The following is a 24,047-nucleotide window of genomic DNA, read 5'->3' as shown; positions in this document are numbered from 1 at the left end:
TCCTATTAATTGTGGAACTGTCGCAAGCTTCGCAAAACTGGCAACAAAAAGTAGAATCGCAACTCCTTTCGCGCGCATGGGCCCAGGGAATAAGTTTTGTACCAAACCAGTAGTAGGGCCGATATAGTTGGCGTGGAAAGAATGCTCGGGCTTTGGTACTCAGATGTTTGAGCACCCAATGGGCTAGGTGGATAGCGGGGGAAACTTTCCATGGGGCTTACCTCAACTGAATTATTGTTATGTCGAAGGGACGCGGGCGGACACCTGCTGCCAGGGAAACGTTACCCATAATTAGCTGAAGGTGGAAACGTAAAGGCGTTCTGGTTTGCATGCGAAATTTGCATGCAACGGAAAATGCTCATCAGGTTCAGTGAGCATGGAAGGACATCCCCGCATCACGATCTTAAGAAGCAAAGTCTTTTGACTCGTTCTTAGACGATCTGCCTGACGTTACTCAACAAAGATGGCTGCACCTAAGTGTCTTGCTCCGGACGTGGGAGGAAGAACAAAGATGATATCTCCCGCCCGCACTGCCATGTGGTTGAATGGGTCATCCTGATTGTTATCGAATTGTTCCATTCGAGGTCATCTGGTTATGCCTGATACACCGAGGTGTCTGCATCGCAGGCCAGCCAGCACCCACATTTGACCGAGTACAGCCTAAAGAGCAGTACACCCTTTACCGGATGTACTGAGCTTCGAATCGGGCTCTTTTCCAAAAGTGACCCGCCGTAAGGGCTCAGCCCATATCTGCCATCACGTAAATAACGGATAGACACCCCGCTTGCGAAAACACAGCCCGCGTTCAGCCTACGTCTGCTACGTTTTCCAAAGCAGCAAACGTGGCCGGCCTTTTGTCGCGGCTCTGGAAACCGCCACGGAATTTTTACCGTTTGTCGCGTTCAAAACTCGGCACAGGCCCATTGCCAATGTCCTTTGCACCACAGAATGCAAAAGTAGGAGCTCCCTTCATGTTTACTCCGCGTCGTCTTCTTGTTGTTGCTACCGCTGTAGCCCTGTTGTCCGGTTGCGCCTCACCCAATCCTTATGACGGCAGCCAGGGGCAGGCTAATAACGGTTCGCAAGGCGGTATCAGCAAAACCGCCAAGTACGGCGGCCTGGGTGCCCTCGCCGGTGCATTAGCCGGTGCAGCCATCGACCATAACAACCGCGGCAAGGGCGCGCTGATAGGGGGTGCCATCGCCGGCCTCGGTGCTGCCGGCTACGGCTACTACGCTGACCAGCAGGAAAAGAAACTGCGTGAAAGCATGGCCAACACTGGGGTTGAAGTGCAGCGCCAAGGCGACCAGATCAAGCTGATCATGCCGGGCAACATCACGTTTGCTACCAACTCGGCGGATATTGCCGGCAGTTTCTACACCCCGCTGAACAACCTGGCCAACTCGCTCAAGCAGTTCAACCAGAACACTATCCAGATCGTCGGCTACACCGACAGCACTGGCAGCCGCCAGCTGAACATGGACCTGTCCCAGCGCCGTGCGCAGAGCGTGGCCAACTACCTGACGTCCCAAGGCGTTAGCCCGACCAACCTGAGCGCACGCGGTGCCGGCCCGGATAACCCGATTGCCAGCAACGCCGACGTGAATGGCCGCGCCCAGAACCGTCGCGTCGAGGTTAACCTCGGCCCGATCCCAGGCCAGCAGTACGGCCAGCCTGGCCAGCAGCAACAGCAGGCGCCTGCGCAGAACAACCAGTTCCAAGGCAACCCGTACCAGCAGTACCAATAAACGCAGGCCACTAAAAAGGGCGCCGTGCAGTCAATGCACGGCGCCCTTTTTTGTGGCTGTCGTTTACATCAATCGATGTATTCGAACACTTTCACGATCTTCTGCACGCCTGACACGCCCTGTACCAAGTTGGACGCCCGAGTGGCTTCCGCCTGGGTCAGCAGGCCCATCATGTAGACGATGCCGTTGTCGGTGACGATCTTGATGCGCGAGCCCGGAATGGCGTTGTCGGTGAGCATCTGTGCCTTGATCTTGGTGGTCAGCAAGGCATCGTTGCTGATCGCCAGCAGCGTGATCGGGTCCATGACTTGCAGTTCGTTGTGGACCTTCTTCACCCGTTGCACGGTCGAGGCTGCTTGTTCAGCCTGGGCCTTGAGGTCGGCACGCGGGGTTTGGCCAGCGAGCAGCACCACGCCGTTGAAGCTGGTCACGACGATGCGCGATGCGCCGTTGCCCAGGTCTGTAGCAGCCTTGGCGACGTTGACTTCTACCTTGGTTTCGATCAGCGAGTCATCAATCTTGCTGCCGAAAGTGCGTGTGCCCCGGTCATCCTGAATGGGTGTGTCGCGTGTCGCGGTGATTGCCGTGCTGCAGCCGCTAATGGCGAGGCACAGCGTAATGGCCAAAAGGCTGAGGCGGTTAACGGTCATTCTTCACTCCCGAACAGTTGGCTGTCGATCAGATCGCACAGGCAGTGGATCGCCAGCAGGTGGACTTCCTGAATGCGTGCGGTGACATTGGCCGGGACGCGAATCTCCACGTCTTCCGGCAACAGCAGCGAGGCCATGCCGCCGCCATCGCGTCCGGTCAATGCTACGACAATCATTTCGCGATCATGTGCGGCCTGGATCGCTTGAATAATATTGGCCGAGTTGCCGCTGGTGGAAATCGCCAGCAACACGTCACCCGGTTGGCCCAGGGCGCGGATCTGCTTGGAGAAAATTTCGTTGTAGCTGTAGTCGTTGGCGATCGAGGTAATCGTCGACGTGTCGGTGGTCAAGGCGATGGCCGGCAGGCTCGGGCGCTCGCGCTCGAAGCGGTTGAGCAGCTCGGAGGAGAAATGCTGGGCATCACCGGCCGAACCGCCGTTGCCGCACGAAAGCATTTTGCCCTCGTTGAGCAAGGCATTGACCATGACCTGACTGGCTTGCTCGATGTGCGGTGCAAGTACGTCCATCGCCTGTTGCTTGGTGTCGATGCTGGCCTGGAAAAGCTGGCGAATTCGGGATTGCATGTCCATCTGTGTGACCTTAAGTAGCGCGGCTGTTTGGCACAGGTGTGTGCAGCCCGCAAAGCAAAGAGCAAAAGTGTGTGGTGAAAATGTCCGGTGAATCAGCTGTCGAAGGCATCTTTCAGCCAGTTCAGATCAGCGTGGCCAGACGGTGTGCTTTCTATGGCAACCACATCGAAACGGCAGGGGGAGTCAGCCCAGCGATGCTCTTTTTGCAGGAAAAACTGCGCGGCGAGTATCAGCTTCTGACGCTTGCGCCCGTCGATACTGGCGAGCGCGCCACCCCATTGTGCGTGTTTTCTGTAGCGGACTTCGACGAATACTACTGTATCGCCGTCAAGCATGACCAGATCAAGCTCACCGCGTTTACACAACCAGTTCTGCGCCAGGAGGCGCAGGCCCTGTTGTTGCAGATACTGGAGAGCTTGAAGTTCGGCATCCTTGCCGCTTTGTGCACTGGACCGCTCGGGCATCAGCGCGGGGTGTCCGGAAGGCGTTGAATGTCACCGCCGACGAACTTCGCCCACGGCATCTGGCGGTCAACGCGCTGGTAGCCGCCGATGCCCAGGCTGCCTGAGAGGCCGTCAACGCGCGTATCCGGCAGCGCCTTGAGTTGGCCCAGGCGAGGTGCCAGGCGGTAGGCGTCGGCGCCCATCGCGTACAAACGGCCGAGGCTGCCATTGGCCTGTGGCCATTGTGCGGCAACCTGGTTGCGCAGCGGGTCAGTGGTGTTGAGCAACCAAGGGGTTTCACAGAACATGACGTTGGTCATGTCCAGGTACTGGTTCTTGTCGCCGCTGGCACTGAACACGTGGGACGTCGCATACACAGGCACGTCACCGGCGTATTGGAAGTTCAGGGTCGGCTTGATCTGCTGGGCCAGTTGCGGCGTCACAGCCAGGAAGATGAACTCGATGTCCTGGCGGCGCGATGGTTGGGCCGCTACGTCGGTGCCAACAGTGTTTTGCAGGCTCTTGGCGCGGCCTTCGCTTTTACGCAGTTGGAACAGCTCGGCAATCTGCTGGGCGAGGGCCACTGGCTGGTCGACGTACTCGACGCCGACGACGGTGCCGCCATTGGCTTCCCAGTCCTGGCGGAAGGCCTTGTAGACACGCTCGCCCCATTCGCCTTTGGGCACCATGGCGGCGGCGCGGTGAAGGCCGTCGGCGCGGGCGCGACGCGAGACTTCACGGGCTTCGTCTTCAGCGGCCAGGCCGAACTGGAACAGTTGCGGCGGGTTTTCATTCAGTTCGCTGTAATTCAGCCCCAGGGTTGTGATCGGCAATTGCCCACGCGAGGCGAGTTGTCTGACCAGCGGTTTTTCCAGCGGGCCGACCACCAGTTGCACGCCAGCGGCCTGGGCCTTGGCATAGAAGTCGTCAATGGAGGACATGCGCGAGCTGTCATAGAACTCGATGACCGGCGGCTTCTGCCCGGCTTGTTCGGCCTGGTAGTGAGCGGCCATGAAGCCCTCGCGCAGCGCCTTGGCGACACCTGCCAGCGGACCTTCTTGCGGCAGCAGCAAAGCGATCTTGTTCAGCGGTTGGCTGGCCAGTTCCTTGAGCTTGGTCAGCGGGGTTGGCAGATTGACGGCCGCTGGATGCCCTGGGTTCTGCGCGCGCCAGGTATCGATGGCGGCTTGTTGTTGCTCCAGGGTTCCGGCGCCCTTGACCGCCTTGGCCAAGCTGATCCAGCCGTCGAGCGTCGGGTTGCCACTGGCTTGCAGTTGTTCAGCCGGCAGCGCCGCAATCAGCGACCAGATGGCGTCGTGGTTGCTGGCCGCGGCGTCGCCGGTCAGCAGCGGGGCCATGGCGACACGCTCACGCGCGGCAGCCAGGGTCTGGCCATCGGCTTCATAGGCGCGGGCATGCACGGTGCCCGTACGGATCTGCTGGTCGGTCGGCAGCTCCTTCAGGCTTTGCAGGCTGGGATGGTTCAGCGCCGTCAACGCAGCCTTGGGCTGGTTGCGAGTCATCGCCAGTTCGGCAGCCAGCGTACTGGCAAATACTTGCGCGGCAGGCTTCAGTACATCCAGGGGCACTTGCGCAAGAATCTGCGACGAACGGCCTGGGTTGTTCTGGTGGTAGGCCAGGTCTGCCGCACTCAGACGCAGCATCGCGGCCTTTTCTGGCGTATTGGCGGAGGTCGCCTGTTCGAGCAGTTGCTCGATACTGGCATCCGGGGTCCGGGGGAGTTCGCCAAGGCTGGACGAGGGCGAGCTGGCGCAAGCGGCCAATAAGGCAGCGAGGCAGAGGGCGGAGAGCAGCCGCAGGCAAGCGATCATGTAAGTGTTCCTGATACCGATCAAGTTAGCGTGGAATTGTACCCAAGCACTGGCCCAGGCGCGATGTTACTGGCGTGAAACCGTCAATTTAGGTCGTACAAATGTTGCCAGCAGGTATAGACGGCCGACCTCGGGGGCATAGTATCGAGGCGCCTACGCGCTACAATGCGACTTTTCCCAACCATCGAGGTGTGCGTTTTGACTGCTCCAGGTCCTTTGAATTCCACTGCAGGCTCGCTTTTTGTCGTGGCGACGCCCATTGGCAACCTGGACGATATCAGTGCTCGGGCGCTGAAAGTGTTGCGCGAGGTAAAACTGATCGCGGCGGAAGATACGCGACACTCCCAGCGTTTGATGCAGCACTTTGGTATCAGCACGCCACTTGCCGCCTGCCACGAGCATAACGAGCGCGAAGAGGGCAGCCGTTTTATCACGCGCTTGCTGGCCGGTGACGATGTGGCGCTGATCTCCGATGCCGGTACTCCGCTGATTTCCGATCCTGGCTACCACTTGGTCCGACAGGCGCGTGCTGCTGGTATCAATGTAGTGCCTGTTCCGGGGGCGTGCGCGCTGATTGCTGCATTATCAGCAGCCGGGTTGCCGTCGGATCGCTTTATCTTCGAGGGTTTTCTGCCGGCCAAGACCGTTGGGCGCCGCGCGCGTCTGCAGGCCTTGAAGGAAGAGCCGCGCACGCTGATCTTCTATGAAGCCCCGCACCGCATCCTTGAATGCCTGCAAGACATGGAACTGGTCTTCGGCGGCGAGCGCCTTGCGCTGTTGGCGCGTGAGCTGACTAAAACCTTCGAAACCCTCAAAGGCCTGCCGCTGGAGGAGCTACGTGCCTTCGTCGAGGGCGACAGCAACCAGCAGCGCGGCGAGTGCGTGGTGCTGGTGGCTGGCTGGACGGCTCCGGAAGACGAAGATGCGGTGGGCAGCGAGGCCATGCGTATTCTCGATTTGCTGCTCAAGGAAATGCCGCTCAAGCGGGCTGCAGCCTTGGCGGCCGAAATTACCGGCGTACGCAAGAATGTGTTGTATCAAGCCGCGCTGGATAAACAGAAGGCCGAATAGTTCCGGGGGCAAAGCGGTATTCCGTCTGAACGTGATGGCATTGGCGCACTTTTAATACTTGTCCTCAGCCCGCCGTGCCGTTAACCTTCGCGGCGGAGAGTCGATTGGACAGTCGCTGCCCTCTATGAAAATTAGGGGGGGGAGGAAAGTCCGGGCTCCATAGGGCGAAGTGCCAGGTAATGCCTGGGAGGCGTGAGCCTACGGAAAGTGCCACAGAAAATAACCGCCTAAGCACTTCGGTGCCGGTAAGGGTGAAAAGGTGCGGTAAGAGCGCACCGCACGACTGGCAACAGTTCGTGGCTAGGTAAACCCCACTTGGAGCAAGACCAAATAGGGTCCCAAGGCGTGGCCCGCGCTGGGACCGGGTAGGTTGCTAAAGATGTCCAGTGATGGCCATCGTAGACGAATGACTGTTCAAGACAGAACCCGGCTTACAGATCGACTCTCCACCTTTTTTCCTTTTGTCCGAATCTCGGGCAGAAATCCGGTAGTAACGCAAGAATCCCTCCCTGCCAAATCATTGGCAGATGCGTCTTCGTAATACCAAAAAAATCTTACTCTTAATAAATTACTTTAACTTCGAGCCGTAGCTCTATGAGCTATTTGCGATTGTTGAGTCAAAAACATCGCAGAACTCGCGTTTCTCCTCCTTTTGCGTTCCTAAATCTCCGTTCTGTAAGGCTTTTCCTTGAATCCGTGCCTTGACGGTGTGGTGGGCGCATTCCTATAGTGTGCGTAAGTGGCGGAAAGTGGCACAAAGTGGGTTTTTTGAACGTAAAACGCTAAAATTTGGAGAAACGCATCTGTGTTTCGCGGAGCTAACGCTATCAGTCTCGATGCAAAAGGCCGTCTCGCTATGCCGAGCCGGTATCGCGACGAGCTGATTTCGCGAAGTTCCGGGCAGTTGATCATCACGATCGATGCCGTTGACCCTTGTTTATGTGTTTACCCGCTCGATGAGTGGGAGTTGATCGAAACCAAGTTGCGCGCTCTGCCTTCATTGCGTGAAGAAAACCGCCGCCTGCAGCGTTTGCTGATTGGTAATGCCGTCGACCTCGAACTCGATGGCAGTGGGCGCTTCCTGGTGCCTCCGCGTCTGCGCGAGTACGCCAAGCTGGATAAGCGCGCAATGCTGGTCGGCCAACTGAACAAGTTCCAATTGTGGGACGAAGATGCCTGGGATGCTGTTTCTGCAGCTGACCTGGCTGCTATTCAACAACCGGGCGCTATGCCTGATGAACTGCGTGATTTGATCCTGTGACTATTGATAGCGGCTTTAACCACATCACCGTACTGCTTGACGAAGCCGTTGAGGCTCTCGCCGTACGCGCGGATGGCTGCTATTTGGATGGCACCTTCGGCAGGGGCGGGCACAGTCGGTTGATCCTCAGTCAGCTCGGGCCCGACGGTAAACTCCTCGGGTTTGACAAAGACCCCCAAGCGATTGCCACCGGGCAAGCGCTAGCGGCCGAAGACGGCCGCTTTGTCGTTGTGCAGCGCAGCTTTGCCGAGCTGGGTGCCGAAGTCGCCGAGCGCGGTATGGCAGGCAAGGTGGCCGGGGTTTTGCTCGACCTGGGCGTGTCTTCGCCGCAGCTCGATGACCCGGAGCGCGGCTTCAGTTTCATGAACGACGGCCCGCTCGACATGCGCATGGACCCTACCCGTGGGATCAGTGCGGCGGAGTTCATCGCCACTGCGCCCCATGAAGAAATTACCCGTGTATTCAAGGAATACGGCGAAGAACGCTTCGCCGGTCGCATGGCCCGTGCCGTGGTCGAGCGCCGCGAAATCCAGCCGTTCGAACGCACCGCCGACTTGGCCGAAGTGCTGAAAGTCGCCAATCCTGCCTGGGAAAAGGGCAAGAACCCGGCGACCCGCGCGTTCCAAGGCCTGCGCATTCACGTCAACAACGAATTGGGCGATCTGGAAGCCGGCCTCGAAGCCGCACTGGAAGCCTTGGAAGTGGGCGGTCGCCTGGTTGTGATCAGCTTCCACTCCCTGGAAGACCGCATCGTCAAGTTGTTCATGCGTCGTCTGGTCAAGGGCGAGTCCGATAACCTGCCGCGTAACCTGCCGGTACGTTTCGAAGCCTTTGTGCCGAAAATCAAAATCCATGGCAAAGCGCAGTTCGCTTCCGAAGCGGAACTCAAGGCCAACCCACGTTCCCGTAGCGCCGTTATGCGCGTCGCGGAGAAGCTGCGGTGAGCAAGCTTTTCGCCAAGCCCCTCCCGGGCGGCAGCTTCTTTATGTTGCTGCTGTTTGTCGGCGTGCTGGTGTCCGCGATTGCGGTGTCCTACAGCGCCCACTACAACCGCCAATTGCTCAATACCCTGTACGGGGAATTGAGCGTGCGTGATAAAGCGCAGGCGGAGTGGGGCCGGCTGATCCTCGAGCAAAGCACCTGGACCGCGCACAGCCGCATCGAAGTGCTGGCCACCGAGCAGCTGAAAATGCACATTCCGGGCGCGGCCGAAGTTCGCATGGTGGCGCCATGATGAAACTTGAGGGCGCACTCTACCCATGGCGCTTCCGTCTCATGCTGGGCTTGCTGGCATTGATGGTGGGTGCGATTGCCTGGCGGATCATCGACCTGCAGGTGATCGACCGTGAGTTCCTGATCGGCGAGGGCAATGCCCGTAGCATGCGGCATATCCCGATCCCTGCGCACCGCGGCCTCATCACCGACCGTAACGGTGAGCCTCTGGCCGTGAGTACGCCGGTGACCACCCTGTGGGCCAACGCCAAAGAACTGCAGGTGGCCAAGGACAAGTGGCCGGCGCTCGCCGCCGCCCTGGGCCAGGACCCAAAAGCCTTGTCTGAACGCCTGGAAGCCCAGGCCAATAAAGAATTCATCTACCTGGTTCGCGGGCTCACCCCTGAACAAGGTCAGCAAGTGCTCGACCTTAAAGTCCCCGGTGTTTATGGCATCGAGGAATTTCGTCGTTTCTACCCGGCCGGTGAAACCACCGCCCATATGGTTGGCTTTACCGACATCGATGACCACGGCCGTGAAGGGGTGGAGCTCGCCTACGATGAATGGCTGGCCGGAGTGCCCGGCAAGCGGCAGGTCATCAAGGATCGGCGCGGCAGACTGATCAAGGATGTCCAAGTCACCAAAAACGCCAAGGCCGGTAAGCCCTTGGCGTTGTCGATTGACCTGCGCCTGCAATACCTGGCCAACCGCGAGCTGCGTAACGCAATCATCGAAAACGGCGCCAAGGCCGGCAGCCTGGTGATCATGGACGTGAAGACCGGCGAGATCCTCGCCATGGTCAACCAGCCGACCTACAACCCGAACAACCGTCGCAACCTGCAACCGGCGATGATGCGCAACCGCGCGATGATCGACGTGTTCGAACCCGGTTCGACCATGAAAGCCATCTCCATGAGTGCCGCCCTGGAGACCGGGCGCTGGAAGCCGAGCGACAAAGTCGAGGTTTACCCGGGCACCCTGCAACTGGGTAAATACACCATTCGTGACGTGTCCCGCACCGAAGGTCCGGTGCTGGATTTGACAGGTATCCTGATCAACTCCAGTAACGTGGGCATGAGTAAAGTTGCCTTTGATATCGGCGGCGAAACCATTTACCACTTGGCGCAAAAAATCGGCTTGGGCCAGCCTACCGGCCTGGATTTTCCCGGCGAGCGCGTGGGCAACCTGCCGAACTACCGCGAGTGGAAAAAAGCTGAGACCGCCACGCTTTCCTATGGCTACGGCCTATCGGTAACCGCGATCCAGCTGGCCCATGCTTTCTCTGTATTGGCCAATAATGGCCGCATGGTTCCACTGAGCCTTATTCACGTCGACGAAGCGCCGAAAGCCACCCAGGTGATTCCGGAAAACGTCGCCAAGACCATCCAAGGCATGCTGCAACAAGTGATCGAAGCGCCGCGCGGTGTATTCCGTGCCCAGGTGCCGGCCTATCACGTGGCAGGCAAGTCGGGTACCGCGCGTAAAACGTCGGTGGGCACCAAGGGCTACGCCGAAAACTCGTACCGCTCGCTGTTCGCCGGCTTCGGTCCGATGAGCGACCCGCGCTACGCCATCGTTGTCGTGATTGATGAACCGAGCAAGGCCGGTTACTTCGGTGGCCTGGTGTCGGCGCCGGTGTTCAGCAAAGTGATGTCCGGGACGTTGCGCCTGATGAACATCACGCCGGACAACCTGCCGCCCACCCAACAAGCGAACGCCGGACCACCGGCCGCCGCTGCCAAAGCCAATGGAGGGCGCGGCTGATGTCTCTTAGCTTGAACAAGATTTTTGCCCACGCCGGACGCGATCTGCTAATTCGCGAGTTGAGCCTGGACAGCCGTAATGTGCGCGCCGGTGACCTGTTCCTGGCCGTGCCTGGCGGCAAGTTCGACGGCCGTGCGCACATCGCCGATGCCCTGCAACGCGGCGCCGCCGCCGTGGCGTACGAAGTGGAAGGCGCCACCGTGCTGCCGATCACTGACGTGCCTTTGATTCCAGTCAAGGGCCTGGCTGCGCAGCTGTCGGATATCGCCGGGCGCTTCTATGGTGACCCGAGCCGTCAACTGAACCTGATCGGCGTGACCGGCACCAACGGCAAGACCAGCGTGACCCAGCTTGTCGCGCAAGCCCTTGACCTGCTGGGCCAGCATTGCGGCATTGTCGGCACCCTGGGCACCGGCTTTTATGGCGCGCTGCAAAGCGGCCTGCACACCACGCCAAACCCGATTGCCGTGCAAGCCACCTTGGCCGACCTGAAAAAGGCCGGCGCCAAGGCGGTTGCTATGGAAGTGTCCTCCCATGGCCTGGACCAGGGCCGCGTGACGGCACTGGCCTTTGACGTGGCGGTGATGACCAACCTGTCCCGCGATCACCTCGACTACCACGGCACCATGGAGGCCTACGCCGCCGCCAAGGCCAAGCTGTTTGCCTGGAATGATCTGAGGTGCCGGGTGGTTAACCTGGATGACGCATTCGGTCGCCAGTTGGCTGCGCAAGACAGCGAAGCGCGCCTGATCAGCTACAGCCTGGAAGATTCCAGCGCGTACCTGTACTGCCGCGATGCCCAATTTAATGACGAAGGCGTGCTCGCCACGTTGGTCACGCCTCAGGGCGAACACCACTTGCGCAGCACCTTGCTGGGGCGTTTCAACCTGAGCAACGTGCTGGCCGCCATTGGCGCACTGCTTGGCCTGGATTACGCGCTGGATGAAATCCTGCGTGTGCTGCCCAAGCTGGAAGGCCCGGTCGGTCGCATGCAGCGTTTGGGTGGCGGCTCGCAGCCGCTGGTAGTGGTCGATTACGCCCACACCCCGGACGCCCTGGAAAAAGTTCTCGAAGCCCTGCGCCCACACGCCAAGGGCAAGCTGCTGTGCCTGTTCGGCTGCGGCGGTGATCGTGATCGCGGCAAGCGTCCGTTGATGGCCGAGATCGTCGAGCGCCTGGCCGATGGCGTACTCGTCACCGACGACAACCCACGCAGCGAAGCGCCGAGCCAGATTTTCGACGATATCCGCGTTGGCTTCAAAGATGCGTCCAAGGCCACTTTCGTCGCCGGCCGTGGCGCTGCCATTGCCCAACTGATCGCCAGCGCCAGTGCTGACGACGTGGTGGTGCTGGCCGGTAAAGGTCACGAGGACTATCAGGAAATCAACGGCGAACGCCATGCCTTCTCCGATCTGGTCGAGGCCGATCACGCCCTGACCGCCTGGGAGGTCGCCCATGCTTAAAGCGATGACGTTCAGCGAACTGACCCAGGCCTTGTCGGCCCGCGTAGTGTCGAGCGACTGCAGTTTCGACGGCGTCAGTATCGACAGCCGCAACATCAAGCCTGGGCAACTGTTTGTCGCCTTGGCGGGCCCGCGTTTTGATGGTCACGACTACCTGAACGACGTCGCCGCCAAAGGTGCCGTGGGTGCCTTGGTGCAGCGCGAAGTGGCGGACTCCACCTTGGCGCAATTGCTGGTCGCTGACACACGCCTGGCCCTCGGCCAGCTGGGTGCACTGAACCGCGCCGCCTTTAATAAGCCGGTTGCAGCCATCACCGGCTCCAGCGGCAAAACCACGGTTAAGGAATTGCTCGCCGGTGTCCTGCGCACGCGCGGGCCGGTGCTTGCCACCCGTGGCAACCTGAACAATGATTTCGGCGCCCCGCTGACCCTGCTCGAACTAGCCCCGGAACACACGGCGGCGGTGATCGAACTGGGTGCTTCGCGCGTCGGCGAAATCGCCTACACCGTGGCGCTGACCAAGCCCCACGTTGCGATTATCAACAACGCCGGCACCGCCCACGTGGGTGAGTTCGGTGGCCCGGAGAAAATCGTTGAAGCCAAGGGCGAAATCCTTGAAGGCCTCGATGCGTCCGGCACAGCTGTATTGAACCTCGACGACAAAGCCTTCGAGACCTGGCGTATACGCGCCGCCGGTCGCAAGGTGCTGACGTTTGCCGTGTTGAACGCGGCAGCTGACTTCCACGCTTCCAACATCATCGTCGACGCCCGTGGCTGCCCGTCCTTCACCTTGCACACCCCGCAAGGTAGCGAGCACGTGCAACTGAATCTGCTGGGCAACCACAACGTCGCCAATGCCTTGGCCGCTGCCGCTGCCGCGCATGCCTTGGGTGTGTCGCTGTTTGGTATCGCCACCGGTCTAGGCGCGGTGCAGCCAGTCAAAGGCCGCACGGTTGCGCAACTGGCGACCAACGGCATGCGCGTGATTGACGACACCTACAACGCCAACCAGTCCTCGGTTTGCGCGGCCATCGATCTGCTCAAAAGCTTCGACGGGCGCAAGGTGCTGGTGCTGGGCGATATCGCCGAACTGGGCGACTGGGCCGAACAATCCCATCGTGAAGTCGGCGCTTACGCTAGCGGCAAAGTCGACGCGTTCTACGCCGTCGGCCCGAACATGGCTTACGCCGTCGACGCTTTCGGTCTTGGTGCACGGCATTTCGCAACCCAGGCCGAGCTGATCCAGGCACTGGCTGCGACTGAACAACACAAAAACACAACCATTTTGATCAAGGGATCGCGCAGCGCGGTGATGGAAAACGTCGTCGCGGCCTTGTGTGGCTCAAGTACGGAGAGACATTAATGCTGCTGCTGCTGGCTGAGTATCTGCAACAGTTCCACAAAGGCTTCGCGGTCTTTCAGTACCTGACCCTGCGCGGGATCCTGGGTGTGCTGACTGCGCTGTCTTTGTCGCTGTTCTTGGGGCCGTGGATGATCCGCACCCTGCAGAGCCTGCAAATTGGTCAATCGGTTCGCAATGACGGCCCGCAGTCGCACCTGTCAAAATCCGGCACCCCGACCATGGGCGGCGCGCTGATCCTGTCGTCCATCGGCATCAGCACCTTGCTCTGGGCTGACCTGCATAACCGCTACGTCTGGACGGTACTGCTGGTGACCCTGTTGTTCGGCGCCATCGGCTGGGTCGATGACTACCGCAAAGTGATCGAGAAAAACTCCAAGGGGCTGCCAAGCCGCTGGAAGTATTTCTGGCAGTCGGTGTTCGGCCTCGGCGCTGCGATCTTCCTTTACACGACAGCGCCAAGCGCGGTCGAGACCACCTTGATCATCCCGATGCTCAAGGACGCCAGCATCCCATTGGGCATCGGCTTCGTGGTGCTGACCTACTTCGTGATCGTCGGCTCCAGTAACGCGGTGAACCTGACCGACGGCCTCGACGGTCTGGCGATCATGCCGACGGTGATGGTTGGCGGTGCGCTGGGCATCTTCTGCTACCTGTCGGGTAACGTGAAATTCGCTGAATACCTGCTGATTCCGTATGTACCGGGCGCGGGTGAACTGATTGTGTTCTGCGGCGCGCTGATCGGTGCCGGCCTGGGCTTCCTATGGTTCAACACCTACCCGGCACAAGTCTTTATGGGCGACGTCGGCGCACTGGCGCTGGGCGCGGCCTTGGGCACCATCGCGGTGATCGTTCGCCAGGAAATCGTGCTGTTCATCATGGGCGGTGTGTTCGTGATGGAAACCCTGTCGGTGGTCATCCAGGTGGCTTCCTTCAAATTGACCGGGCGCCGCGTATTTCGCATGGCGCCGATTCACCACCACTTTGAACTCAAGGGCTGGCCCGAGCCACGCGTGATCGTCCGCTTCTGGATCATCACCGTGATTCTGGTACTGGTCGGCCTTGCCACCCTGAAACTGAGGTAGAAACGAGTGTCCCTGATCGCTTCAGACCACTTCCGCATCGTTGTCGGCCTCGGCAAGAGCGGCATGTCCCTGGTTCGCTTCCTGGCGAACCGGGGCACGTCGTTTGCCGTGGCTGATACGCGGGAAAATCCACCGGAGCTGGTCACGCTGCGCCGTGACTACCCGCACGTGGAAGTGCGTTGTGGCGAGTTGGATGTCGAGTTTCTGTGCCGCGCTGATGAGCTCTACGTGAGCCCGGGCCTGGCCTTGGCGACACCGGCCCTGCAAGCGGCTGCGGCGCGTGGCGTGAAGCTGTCCGGCGACATCGATCTGTTCGCACGTAACGCGAAGGCGCCAATCGTGGCGATCAGTGGCTCCAACGCGAAAAGCACCGTGACCACGCTGGTCGGTGAGATGGCCGTTGCCGCCGGTAAGCGCGTGGCCGTGGGCGGTAACCTTGGCACACCGGCGCTGGACCTGCTCAGCGATGACGTCGAGCTGTACGTGATGGAACTGTCGAGCTTCCAGCTCGAAACCACCCACGACCTGGGCGCCGAAGTCGCCACCGTGTTGAACGTCAGCGAAGACCACATGGACCGTTACAGCGGCCTGCCGGCGTACCACTTGGCCAAGCACCGGATCTTCCGGGGTGCCAAGCAAGTGGTGGTCAACCGCCAGGATGCCTTGAGCCGTCCGCTGATGGGCGAGGGCTTGCCATGCTGGACCTTCGGCCTGGGTAAACCTGATTTTAAAGCCTTCGGCATTCGCGAAGAGAACGGCGAGAAATACCTGGCCTTCGAATTCCAGAACCTGATGCCGGTGCGCGAACTGAAAATCCGTGGTGCGCATAACCAGTCCAATGCCCTGGCGGCCTTGGCGCTGGGCCATGCTGTAGGCCTGCCGTTCGATGCGATGCTTTCCAGCCTGCGCACCTTCGCTGGCCTTGAGCATCGCTGCCAGTGGGTCCGCGACCTCAATGGCGTCGGCTATTACAACGATTCCAAGGCCACCAACGTCGGTGCTGCATTGGCTGCTATTGAAGGCCTTGGCGCCGACATCGAAGGCAAGCTGGTGCTGATCGCCGGCGGCGACGGCAAAGGCGCTGACTTCAAGGACCTCAAAATCCCGGTGGCTGCGCATTGCCGCGCCGTGGTGCTGATGGGCCGTGACAGCGACTTGATCGCCGCCGCCCTCGGTGACGGCGTGCCGCAAGTGCGCGCCACGTCCCTGGACGACGCCATTGCCCAATGCCAAGCCCTGGCCCAGCCGGGTGACGCAGTGCTGCTGTCACCGGCGTGCGCCAGTTTCGACATGTTCAAGAACTACGAAGAGCGCGGCCAACTGTTCGCCCGCGGCGTGGAGGCCTTGGCATGAATTTGCGAGATATCATCAAGCCGTACCCGTCGCCGATCATCACTGGCCGTGGCGTCGACCTCGACTTCCCGATGCTCGCCGGTTGCCTCGCGCTGCTGGGCCTGGGCCTGGTGATGATCACGTCGGCTTCTTCCGAAGTGGCCGCCGTGCAGTCGGGCAACACGCTGTACATGATGATCCGTCACTTGGTGTACCTGGTGATCGGCCTCGGCGCGTGCTTCGTTACCATGATGATCCCCATCGCCACCTGGCAGCGCCTGGGTTGGCTGATGCTGATCGGTGCGTTCGGCCTGCTGATCATGGTGATCCTCCCCGGCATCGGTCGTGAGGTGAACGGTTCGATGCGCTGGATCGGCTTCGGTGCGTTCAACGTGCAGCCGTCGGAAATCGCCAAGGTGTTCGTGGTGATCTACCTCGCCGGCTACCTCGTACGTCGCCAGAAAGAAGTGCGCGAAAGCTGGATGGGCTTCTTTAAGCCATTCATCGTGTTGCTGCCGATGGCCGGCCTGTTGCTGATGGAGCCCGACTTCGGTGCCACCGTGGTGATGATGGGCGCGGCGGCGGCGATGCTGTTTCTCGGCGGCGTGGGCTTGTTCCGGTTCGCCTTGATGGTGGTGCTGGCGGTGGTTGCCGTTTACCTGCTGGTCGAGGCACAACCGTATCGGATGGCGCGCCTGATTACCTTTACCGACCCTTGGTCCGATCAGTTCGGTTCCGGCTACCAGTTGACCCAGGCGCTGATCGCCTTTGGTCGCGGTGGGTGGCTGGGCGTCGGCTTGGGGAACAGCGTGCAGAAGCAGTTCTACCTGCCGGAAGCGCACACCGACTTCGTGTTCTCCGTGCTTGCCGAAGAGCTCGGCGCCGTGGGCTCGCTGTGCACCGTTGCGCTGTTCGTATTCGTCTGCGTACGCGCCCTTTACATCGGTCTTTGGGCCGAGAAAGCCAAACAGTTTTTCGCCGCCTATGTCGCGTACGGGTTGGCGTTTTTGTGGATTGGCCAGGTGCTGATCAACATCGGGGTAAACATCGGTCGTCTGCCGACCAAGGGTTTGACCTTGCCGTTTCTCAGCTACGGCGGCAGTTCGTTGGTCATCTGCTGCGTGTGCCTCGGCTTGTTGCTGCGCATCGAGTGGGAGAGTCGAACCCACCTGGGCAGCGAAGAGATGGAATTCAGCGAGAGCGATTTTGCCGAGGAGCCGAACCATGGGCGCTAACGTGCTGATCATGGCGGGCGGCACCGGGGGCCACGTGTTCCCGGCCCTGGCGTGCGCCCGCGAATTCCAGAACCGTGGCTACACCGTGCATTGGCTCGGTACGCCGCGCGGCATCGAAAATGAATTGGTCCCGAATGCCGGCTTGCCGCTGCATTTGATCAACGTCACCGGCCTGCGTGGCAAGGGCAAATTGTCCCTGCTCAAGGCGCCGTTCGTGTTGCTCAAGGCCGTGTGGCAGGCGCGCAAAGTCATCCGCGAATTGAAGCCGGTATGTGTGCTTGGTTTCGGTGGGTATGTGACCGGCCCTGGCGGTGTCGCCGCCAAGCTCGCTGGCGTGCCGGTGATCGTGCACGAACAGAACGCCGTCGCCGGTACCGCGAACCGCTTGCTGGTGCCATTGGCCGCGCGGGTGTGTGAAGCGTTCCCGAATACCTTCAGCGCCTCGGATAAGCGCCGCACCACCGGCAACCCGGTGCGCACTGAACTGTTTATGGACATTGCCCGTGAGGCACTGGCCGGGCGTAAGGCGCATCTGCTGATCCTCGGCGGAAGCCTGGGCGCCGAGCCACTGAATAAATTGCTGCCGCAAGCGCTGGCACAACTCCCTGTGGAGTTGCGCCCGGAGATCTTCCACCAGGCTGGCAAGAACCACGATGAAATCACCGCTACCCGCTATCGCGAGGCCGGTGTCGAGGCGGATGTACAGCCGTTCATCAAAGACATGGCCCAAGCCTATGGCTGGGCCGACCTGGTGGTCTGTCGCGCTGGTGCGTTGACCGTCAGTGAACTGGCCGCCGCCGGTCTGCCGTCCTTGCTGGTGCCTTTGCCCCATGCGATTGACGATCACCAGACCCGCAACGCCGAATATTTGGCCGGGGAGGGCGCTGCCTTCCTGCTGCCGCAAAGAACGACTGGCGCCGCCGATTTGGCCGCACGCCTGACCGAGGTTTTGATGCAACCGGAACGACTCAATAGCATGGCGAGCACCGCAAGCCGCCTGGCCAAACCTGACGCAACCCGCACCGTGGTCGATATCTGCCTGGAGGTGGCCCATGGTTGAGAATCAAAAAGCCATGCCGCAACCGGAAATGCGCCGCATCCGTCGTATCCACTTCGTCGGTATCGGCGGCGTGGGCATGTGCGGGATTGCCGAAGTCCTGCTGAACTTGGGCTACCAAGTGTCCGGCTCCGACTTGAAAGAGTCGCCGGTCACCGACCGCCTGAAGTCCTTCGGTGCACAGATCTTTATCGGCCACCGCGCCGAGAACGCTGCCGAGGCTGATGTACTGGTGGTCTCCAGTGCCGTGAACACTTCCAACCCGGAAGTGGCCACAGCCCTTGAGCGCCGAATTCCTGTGGTGCCGCGCGCCGAGATGCTCGCCGAGCTGATGCGCTATCGCCACGGCATCGCCGTGGCCGGTACGCACGGTAAAACCACCACCACCAGCCTGATCGCCTCGGTGTTCGCCGCCGGTGGCCTGGACCCGACGTTCGTCATCGGTGGCCGTCTGAATGCAGCGGGCACCAATGCTCAGCTCGGCACCAGCCGTTACCTGATTGCCGAAGCCGATGAAAGTGATGCCAGCTTCCTGCACCTGCAACCGCTGGTCGCGGTGGTCACCAACATCGACGAAGACCACATGGCGACCTACGGCGGTGACTTCAACAAATTGAAGAAAACCTTCGTCGAGTTCCTGCACAACCTGCCGTTCTATGGTTTGGCCGTGGTGTGCTTGGACGATCCGGTAGTGCGTGAAATCCTGCCGCAGGTCAAGCGTCCGACCGTGACCTACGGCTTCAGCGAAGACGCCGACGTGCGCGCGATCAATGTGCGCCAGGAAGGCATGCAAACCTACTTCACCGTACTGCGCCCTGACCGCGAGCCGCTGGACGTTTCGGTGAACATGCCGGGCAATCACAACGTGCTCAACTCCTTGGCGACCATCTGCATCGCCTCCGATGAGGGCGTCAGCGATGAAGCCATCGTTGAAGGCCTGTCGCGCTTTGCCGGTGTTGGCCGTCGCTTCCAGGTCTACGGCCAACTGCCGGTTGAAGGCGGCGACGTGATGCTGGTCGATGACTACGGTCACCACCCAACCGAAGTCGCGGCCGTGATCAAAGCTGTGCGCGGTGGCTGGCCGGAGCGCCGCCTGGTGATGGTTTACCAGCCGCACCGCTACAGCCGCACGCGTGATTTGTACGACGATTTCGTCAATGTATTGGCCGATGCCAACGTGCTGCTGCTGATGGAAGTGTACCCGGCCGGTGAAGAACCGATCCCGGGCGCCGACAGCCGCAAGCTGTGCAATAGCATCCGTCAGCGTGGCCAGTTGGACCCGATCTACATCGAGCGCGGTGTGGACCTGGCGCCGATCGTCAAGCCGCTGCTGCGTGCCGGTGACATCCTGCTGTGCCAGGGTGCCGGTGACATCGGTGGCCTTGCGCCTAAATTGCTGGCGAGCCCGCTGTTTGCCGCTGCGCAGGGGAAGTCGAAATGACCACGAATTACGACGCCCTGTTTTCCACCCTCGCGCCTGCGGACTTCGGCCGCGTGGCCGTGCTGTTCGGCGGCAAGAGCGCTGAGCGCGAAGTCTCGCTCAAGTCCGGCAATGCCGTGCTTGAAGCACTGCAAAGCGCCGGTGTGAACGCGTTCGGTATCGACGTGGGCGATGATTTCCTCGCCCGCCTGTTGGCCGAGAAGATCGACCGTGCCTTCATCATCCTGCACGGCCGTGGCGGTGAAGACGGCAGCATGCAAGGCTTGCTCGAGTGCGCCGGCATCCCTTACACCGGCAGCGGCATTCTCGCTTCGGCACTGGCGATGGACAAGTTGCGCACCAAGCAGGTGTGGCACAGCCTGGGTATTCCAACCCCGCGTCACAGCGTGCTGTGCAGCGAAGACGATTGTATTTCTGCAGCCAAGGAACTGGGCCTGCCTTTGATCGTCAAACCAGCCCATGAAGGCTCCAGTATCGGCATGGCTAAAGTGAACTCGGCCGCCGAATTGATCGACGCATGGAAAGCGGCAAGTACCTACGATTCGCAAGTGTTGGTGGAACAGTGGATTCAAGGCCCTGAGTACACCATCGCCACCCTGCGTGGCCAGGTATTGCCGCCTATCGCATTGGGCACGCCCCACACCTTTTACGACTACGACGCCAAGTATGTGGCTTGCGATACTCAGTACCGCATCCCGTGTGGCCTCGACGCAACCAAGGAACAGGAATTGATGGACCTCACGGCGAAAGCCTGTGAGGCGCTGGGTATCGCCGGTTGGGCGCGGGCAGACGTGATGCAGGATGACCAAGGGAATTTCTGGTTCCTGGAAGTCAACACCGCTCCCGGCATGACCGATCACAGCTTGGTACCTATGGCAGCCCGTGCCGCCGGTTTGGATTTCCAGCAGTTGGTGCTGGCGATCCTGGCCGACAGCATTGAGCCAAGAGGCTAAACACATGAACGGCGCATCGCTTCGTCATCAGCCCCCACAAGCACCGAGCCGCAAGCCGGTGCCACGGGGTGCCAGCCGCATGGTGGCTAAAGAGCCGATGTCGGCGCGCCTGCCGAAAGCCAACTTTGGTTTTATCAAAGCGCTGTTCTGGCCGGTACTGCTGGTGGCGTTGGGCTTCGGTACTTACGAAGGTGCACAGCGCTTGTTGCCGTATGCCGACCGTCCGATCACCAAGATCAGCGTGCAGGGCGACTTGAGCTACATCAGCCAGCAAGCGGTGCAGCAGCGCATTGGCCCGTACTTGGCGGCGAGCTTCTTCACCATCGACCTGGCCGGTATGCGCTCGGAGTTGGAACAGATGCCGTGGATCGCTCACGCCGAAGTCCGCCGCGTCTGGCCGGACCAGGTGACGATCCGCCTGGAAGAGCAACTGCCCGTGGCCCGTTGGGGCGATGGTGCGCTGTTGAACAACCAGGGCCAGGCATTCACCCCGCGTGAGCTGGCCAACTACGAGCACCTGCCGCAGTTGTTCGGGCCGCAGCGGGCGCAACAGCAAGTGATGCAGCAGTACCAGGCCTTGAGCCAGATGCTGCGGCCACTGGGTTTCTCCATCGCGCGCCTGGAATTGCGTGAGCGGGGCAGCTGGTTTTTGACCACCGGGGCCGGCAGTTCCGGCCCGGGCATCGAGTTGTTGCTGGGACGCGACCGCTTGGTGGAAAAGATGCGCCGCTTTATTGCCATCTATGACAAGACCTTGAAAGAACAGATTACGAACATTGCGAGCGTCGACCTGCGTTACGCCAACGGCCTGGCCGTCGGCTGGCGTGAACCAGCTGCGCCGACGACAGCCAAACCCGCTGTCGCGAAGAATTAAGAAGAGGCAGGACCCATGGCAAACGTGCAAAGCGGAAAAATGATCGTCGGTCTCGATATCGGCACCTCCAAAGTGGTGGCCCTGGTCGGCGAGGTCGGGGAAGACGGTGTTATCGAAATCGTCGGTATCGGCACGCATCCGTCCCGGGGCCTGAAGAAGGGCGTGGTGGTGAACATCGAGTCCACCGTGCAATCGATCCAGCGCGCTATCGAAGAAGCGCAGTTGATGGCTGGCTGCCGGATTCACTCGGCGTTCGTCGGCGTGGCCGGCAACCATATCCGCAGCCTGAACTCCCACGGCATCGTGGCGATCCGCGACCGTGAAGTCAGCGCGGCTGACCTTGAGCGTGTACTCGACGCGGCCCAGGCTGTGGCAATTCCGGCTGACCAGCGCGTGCTGCACACCCTGCCGCAGGACTACGTGATCGACAACCAGGAAGGCGTTCGCGAGCCGCTGGGCATGTCGGGCGTGCGTCTGGAAGCCAAGGTTCACGTGGTGACCTGCGCGGTCAACGCGGCACAGAACATTGAAAAATGCGTGCGCCGCTGCGGCCTGGAAATCGACGACATCATTCTCGAGCAGTTGGCTTCGGCCTACTCGGTACTGACCGACGACGAAAAAGAACTGGGCGTGTGCCTGGTGGACATCGGCGGCGGCACCACCGACATCGCGATCTTCACCGAGGGTGCGATCCGTCACACCGCCGTGATCCCGATTGCTGGCGACCAAGTCACCAACGACATCGCCATGGCGCTGCGTACACCGACCCAGTACGCCGAAGAAATCAAGATCCGTTACGCCTGCGCCCTGGCCAAACTGGCCGGCGCCGGTGAAACCATCAAGGTACCAAGCGTGGGCGATCGCCCACCGCGTGAGCTGTCGCGCCAGGCCCTGGCCGAAGTGGTCGAGCCACGTTACGACGAGCTGTTCACCCTGATCCAGGCTGAACTGCGCCGCAGCGGCTACGAAGATTTGATCCCGGCTGGCATCGTGCTGACCGGTGGCACCTCGAAGATGGAAGGCGCGGTCGAACTGGCCGAGGAAATCTTCCACATGCCGGTTCGCCTGGGCGTGCCCCATGGCGTCAAAGGCCTGGGCGACGTGGTGCGTAACCCGATTTATTCCACCGGTGTGGGCTTGCTGTTGTACGGGCTGCAAAAGCAGACCGACGGCATTTCCTTGTCGGGCCCGAGCATCCGTGACAGCTACCGCAGCGATGACGAGGCCAAAGCGCCGTTGTTCGAGCGGTTGCAGGCTTGGGTAAAAGGCAATTTCTAAAGATTTACCGTGACACCGCAACACCGCAACAAGCAGTAGGCGAAAAAACTAGAGAAAACGAAAGGAGAGGGAACATGTTCGAACTCGTAGACAACATCCCCGCAAGCCCGGTTATCAAAGTAATCGGTGTCGGCGGTGGCGGCGGCAACGCTGTCAACCATATGGTCAAGAGCAACATTGAAGGCGTTGAATTCATCTGCGCCAACACTGATGCCCAAGCGCTGAAAAGCATCGGCGCGCGGACCATCCTGCAATTGGGCACAGCCGTGACCAAGGGCCTCGGCGCTGGCGCCAATCCGGAAGTCGGCCGTCAAGCCGCCCTGGAAGACCGCGAGCGTATTGCTGAAGTGCTGCAAGGCACCAACATGGTGTTCATCACCACGGGCATGGGCGGCGGTACCGGTACCGGTGCTGCGCCGATCATTGCCGAAGTGGCCAAGGAAATGGGGATTCTGACCGTTGCTGTTGTGACGCGTCCGTTCCCGTTCGAAGGCCGCAAGCGCATGCAGATCGCCGACGAAGGTATCCGTCTGCTGTCTGAAAGCGTCGACTCGTTGATCACTATTCCCAACGAGAAGCTGCTGACCATCCTGGGCAAGGACGCAAGCCTGCTGTCCGCATTTGCCAAGGCTGACGATGTACTCGCCGGTGCCGTTCGCGGTATCTCCGACATCATCAAGCGCCCAGGCATGATCAACGTCGACTTTGCCGACGTACGTACCGTGATGAGCGAAATGGGCATGGCGATGATGGGCACTGGCTGCGCCAGCGGTCCGAACCGTGCACGTGAAGCGACTGAAGCGGCGATCCGCAACCCATTGCTGGAAGACGTGAACCTGCAAGGTGCACGCGGCATCCTGGTGAACATCACCGCCGGCCCTGACCTGTCCCTGGGTGAGTACTCCGACGTGGGTAGCATCATCGAAGCCTTCGCTTCCGAGCACGCGATGGTCAAAGTCGGTACCGTTATCGACCCGGACATGCGCGACGAGCTGCACGTGACCGTCGTTGCTACCGGCCTGGGCGCAAAAATCGAGAAGCCTGTGAAGGTCATCGACAATACCGTTCACACCGGTCACAACAGCCATGCTAGCCACGCCAGCCAGCAAGCTGCCGCTCCAGCGCCTTCGCGCCAGGAACTGCCGTCTGTTAACTACCGTGACCTGGACCGTCCGACCGTGATGCGCAACCAGGCTCAGGCCGGTGCTGCGGCGTCCCGTAGCCCGAATCCGCAAGATGATCTGGACTACCTGGACATCCCGGCATTCCTGCGTCGTCAGGCCGATTAATGGAATGTATCAGGGCTATGAAGGTGATTGGTGTTCAGCAAAGGTCTGGTCTGTTATTATCGCCAGCCTTTGTTGATACCAGTTCGCAATTTGCGCTGAAGCGGTCCAA

Annotated in this window: 21 protein-coding genes and 1 other RNA gene; 18 read left to right on the top strand and 4 right to left on the bottom strand. The window is 60.5% G+C overall.

Annotated elements, in window-relative coordinates:
• The first annotated feature begins 971 nt into the window (after positions 1–971).
• Positions 972–1,748, top strand: coding sequence for an OmpA family protein (locus ACI77I_RS16125; protein WP_242154508.1), 777 nt, complete (start codon positions 972–974; stop codon positions 1,746–1,748).
• A gap of 68 nt (positions 1,749–1,816) precedes the next feature.
• Here the strand turns inward: ACI77I_RS16125 and ACI77I_RS16120 are convergent, their stop codons facing one another.
• From ACI77I_RS16120 to ACI77I_RS16105, 4 genes are all read right to left on the bottom strand, one after another.
• Positions 1,817–2,398: a BON domain-containing protein gene (locus tag ACI77I_RS16120; protein ID WP_094951281.1), complete on the bottom strand. Its 582-nt coding sequence runs from the start codon at positions 2,396–2,398 to the stop codon at positions 1,817–1,819.
• Positions 2,395–2,988, bottom strand: a complete 594-nt coding sequence (locus ACI77I_RS16115) for a phosphoheptose isomerase (RefSeq protein WP_003216190.1) — start codon at positions 2,986–2,988, stop codon at positions 2,395–2,397. The genes ACI77I_RS16120 and ACI77I_RS16115 overlap by 4 nt, the downstream gene beginning before the upstream one ends.
• 92 nt (positions 2,989–3,080) lie before the next feature.
• Positions 3,081–3,452 carry a YraN family protein gene (locus ACI77I_RS16110; RefSeq protein ID WP_094951282.1) on the bottom strand — a complete coding sequence of 124 codons (372 nt, stop codon included), beginning with the start codon at positions 3,450–3,452 and terminating at the stop codon, positions 3,081–3,083.
• A complete protein-coding gene (locus ACI77I_RS16105; RefSeq protein ID WP_263274529.1) occupies positions 3,452–5,263 on the bottom strand; it encodes a penicillin-binding protein activator in 1,812 nt (603 codons plus the stop codon). Before ACI77I_RS16105 ends, ACI77I_RS16110 begins: the two co-directional genes overlap by 1 nt.
• Before the next feature lie 165 nt (positions 5,264–5,428).
• Here ACI77I_RS16105 and rsmI point away from each other — a divergent pair, with 165 nt between their 5' ends.
• The 17 genes from rsmI (at position 5,429) to ftsZ (ending at position 23,938) form a co-directional block, all read left to right on the top strand.
• Positions 5,429–6,334 (top strand): 16S rRNA (cytidine(1402)-2'-O)-methyltransferase, encoded by a 906-nt coding sequence (gene rsmI / locus ACI77I_RS16100; RefSeq protein WP_176462944.1) that lies wholly within the window; start codon positions 5,429–5,431, stop codon positions 6,332–6,334.
• Between the two features lie 96 nt (positions 6,335–6,430).
• Positions 6,431–6,784, top strand: an RNA gene (gene rnpB / locus ACI77I_RS16095) — RNase P RNA component class A.
• Between the two features lie 355 nt (positions 6,785–7,139).
• Positions 7,140–7,595: a division/cell wall cluster transcriptional repressor MraZ gene (gene mraZ, locus ACI77I_RS16090; RefSeq protein ID WP_003171868.1), complete on the top strand. Its 456-nt coding sequence runs from the start codon at positions 7,140–7,142 to the stop codon at positions 7,593–7,595.
• Positions 7,592–8,539: a 16S rRNA (cytosine(1402)-N(4))-methyltransferase RsmH gene (rsmH, locus tag ACI77I_RS16085; protein WP_406979564.1), complete on the top strand. Its 948-nt coding sequence runs from the start codon at positions 7,592–7,594 to the stop codon at positions 8,537–8,539. Before mraZ ends, rsmH begins: the two co-directional genes overlap by 4 nt.
• Positions 8,536–8,829 (top strand): cell division protein FtsL, encoded by a 294-nt coding sequence (ftsL, locus tag ACI77I_RS16080; protein WP_003216203.1) that lies wholly within the window; start codon positions 8,536–8,538, stop codon positions 8,827–8,829. The genes rsmH and ftsL overlap by 4 nt, the downstream gene beginning before the upstream one ends.
• The gene (locus ACI77I_RS16075; protein ID WP_242156001.1) at positions 8,829–10,571 is read left to right on the top strand and encodes a penicillin-binding protein 2; all 1,743 of its coding nucleotides are present in this window, start codon (positions 8,829–8,831) and stop codon (positions 10,569–10,571) included. Before ftsL ends, ACI77I_RS16075 begins: the two co-directional genes overlap by 1 nt.
• Complete coding sequence (locus ACI77I_RS16070) at positions 10,571–12,034, top strand: UDP-N-acetylmuramoyl-L-alanyl-D-glutamate--2,6-diaminopimelate ligase (RefSeq protein ID WP_094951287.1); 1,464 nt, start codon at positions 10,571–10,573, stop codon at positions 12,032–12,034. The genes ACI77I_RS16075 and ACI77I_RS16070 overlap by 1 nt, the downstream gene beginning before the upstream one ends.
• Positions 12,027–13,397, top strand: a complete 1,371-nt coding sequence (gene murF, locus ACI77I_RS16065) for a UDP-N-acetylmuramoyl-tripeptide--D-alanyl-D-alanine ligase (RefSeq protein ID WP_094951288.1) — start codon at positions 12,027–12,029, stop codon at positions 13,395–13,397. Before ACI77I_RS16070 ends, murF begins: the two co-directional genes overlap by 8 nt.
• A complete protein-coding gene (mraY, locus tag ACI77I_RS16060) occupies positions 13,397–14,479 on the top strand; it encodes a phospho-N-acetylmuramoyl-pentapeptide-transferase (protein WP_094951289.1) in 1,083 nt (360 codons plus the stop codon). Before murF ends, mraY begins: the two co-directional genes overlap by 1 nt.
• A 6-nt stretch (positions 14,480–14,485) precedes the next feature.
• A complete protein-coding gene (gene murD, locus ACI77I_RS16055) occupies positions 14,486–15,832 on the top strand; it encodes a UDP-N-acetylmuramoyl-L-alanine--D-glutamate ligase (protein WP_406997946.1) in 1,347 nt (448 codons plus the stop codon).
• Positions 15,829–17,046 (top strand): putative lipid II flippase FtsW, encoded by a 1,218-nt coding sequence (ftsW, locus tag ACI77I_RS16050; protein ID WP_094951291.1) that lies wholly within the window; start codon positions 15,829–15,831, stop codon positions 17,044–17,046. Before murD ends, ftsW begins: the two co-directional genes overlap by 4 nt.
• Positions 17,036–18,106, top strand: coding sequence for an undecaprenyldiphospho-muramoylpentapeptide beta-N-acetylglucosaminyltransferase (gene murG / locus ACI77I_RS16045; protein WP_094951292.1), 1,071 nt, complete (start codon positions 17,036–17,038; stop codon positions 18,104–18,106). The genes ftsW and murG overlap by 11 nt, the downstream gene beginning before the upstream one ends.
• Positions 18,099–19,544, top strand: coding sequence for a UDP-N-acetylmuramate--L-alanine ligase (murC, locus tag ACI77I_RS16040; RefSeq protein WP_094951293.1), 1,446 nt, complete (start codon positions 18,099–18,101; stop codon positions 19,542–19,544). The genes murG and murC overlap by 8 nt, the downstream gene beginning before the upstream one ends.
• Positions 19,541–20,497 (top strand): D-alanine--D-alanine ligase, encoded by a 957-nt coding sequence (locus ACI77I_RS16035; RefSeq protein ID WP_094951294.1) that lies wholly within the window; start codon positions 19,541–19,543, stop codon positions 20,495–20,497. The genes murC and ACI77I_RS16035 overlap by 4 nt, the downstream gene beginning before the upstream one ends.
• 4 nt (positions 20,498–20,501) lie before the next feature.
• Positions 20,502–21,371 carry a cell division protein FtsQ/DivIB gene (locus ACI77I_RS16030; protein ID WP_094951295.1) on the top strand — a complete coding sequence of 290 codons (870 nt, stop codon included), beginning with the start codon at positions 20,502–20,504 and terminating at the stop codon, positions 21,369–21,371.
• A gap of 15 nt (positions 21,372–21,386) precedes the next feature.
• Complete coding sequence (ftsA, locus tag ACI77I_RS16025; protein ID WP_017738691.1) at positions 21,387–22,649, top strand: cell division protein FtsA; 1,263 nt, start codon at positions 21,387–21,389, stop codon at positions 22,647–22,649.
• 74 nt (positions 22,650–22,723) lie between these two features.
• Positions 22,724–23,938: a cell division protein FtsZ gene (gene ftsZ, locus ACI77I_RS16020; RefSeq protein WP_242154523.1), complete on the top strand. Its 1,215-nt coding sequence runs from the start codon at positions 22,724–22,726 to the stop codon at positions 23,936–23,938.
• Positions 23,939–24,047 lie beyond the last annotated feature (109 nt).

This window comes from Pseudomonas sp. D47 (assembly GCF_045447305.1).
Taxonomy (GTDB): Bacteria; Pseudomonadota; Gammaproteobacteria; order Pseudomonadales; family Pseudomonadaceae; genus Aquipseudomonas.
Note: the sequence above shows the minus strand (reverse complement) of the source record. Positions and strands in the feature narration are given on the sequence as shown.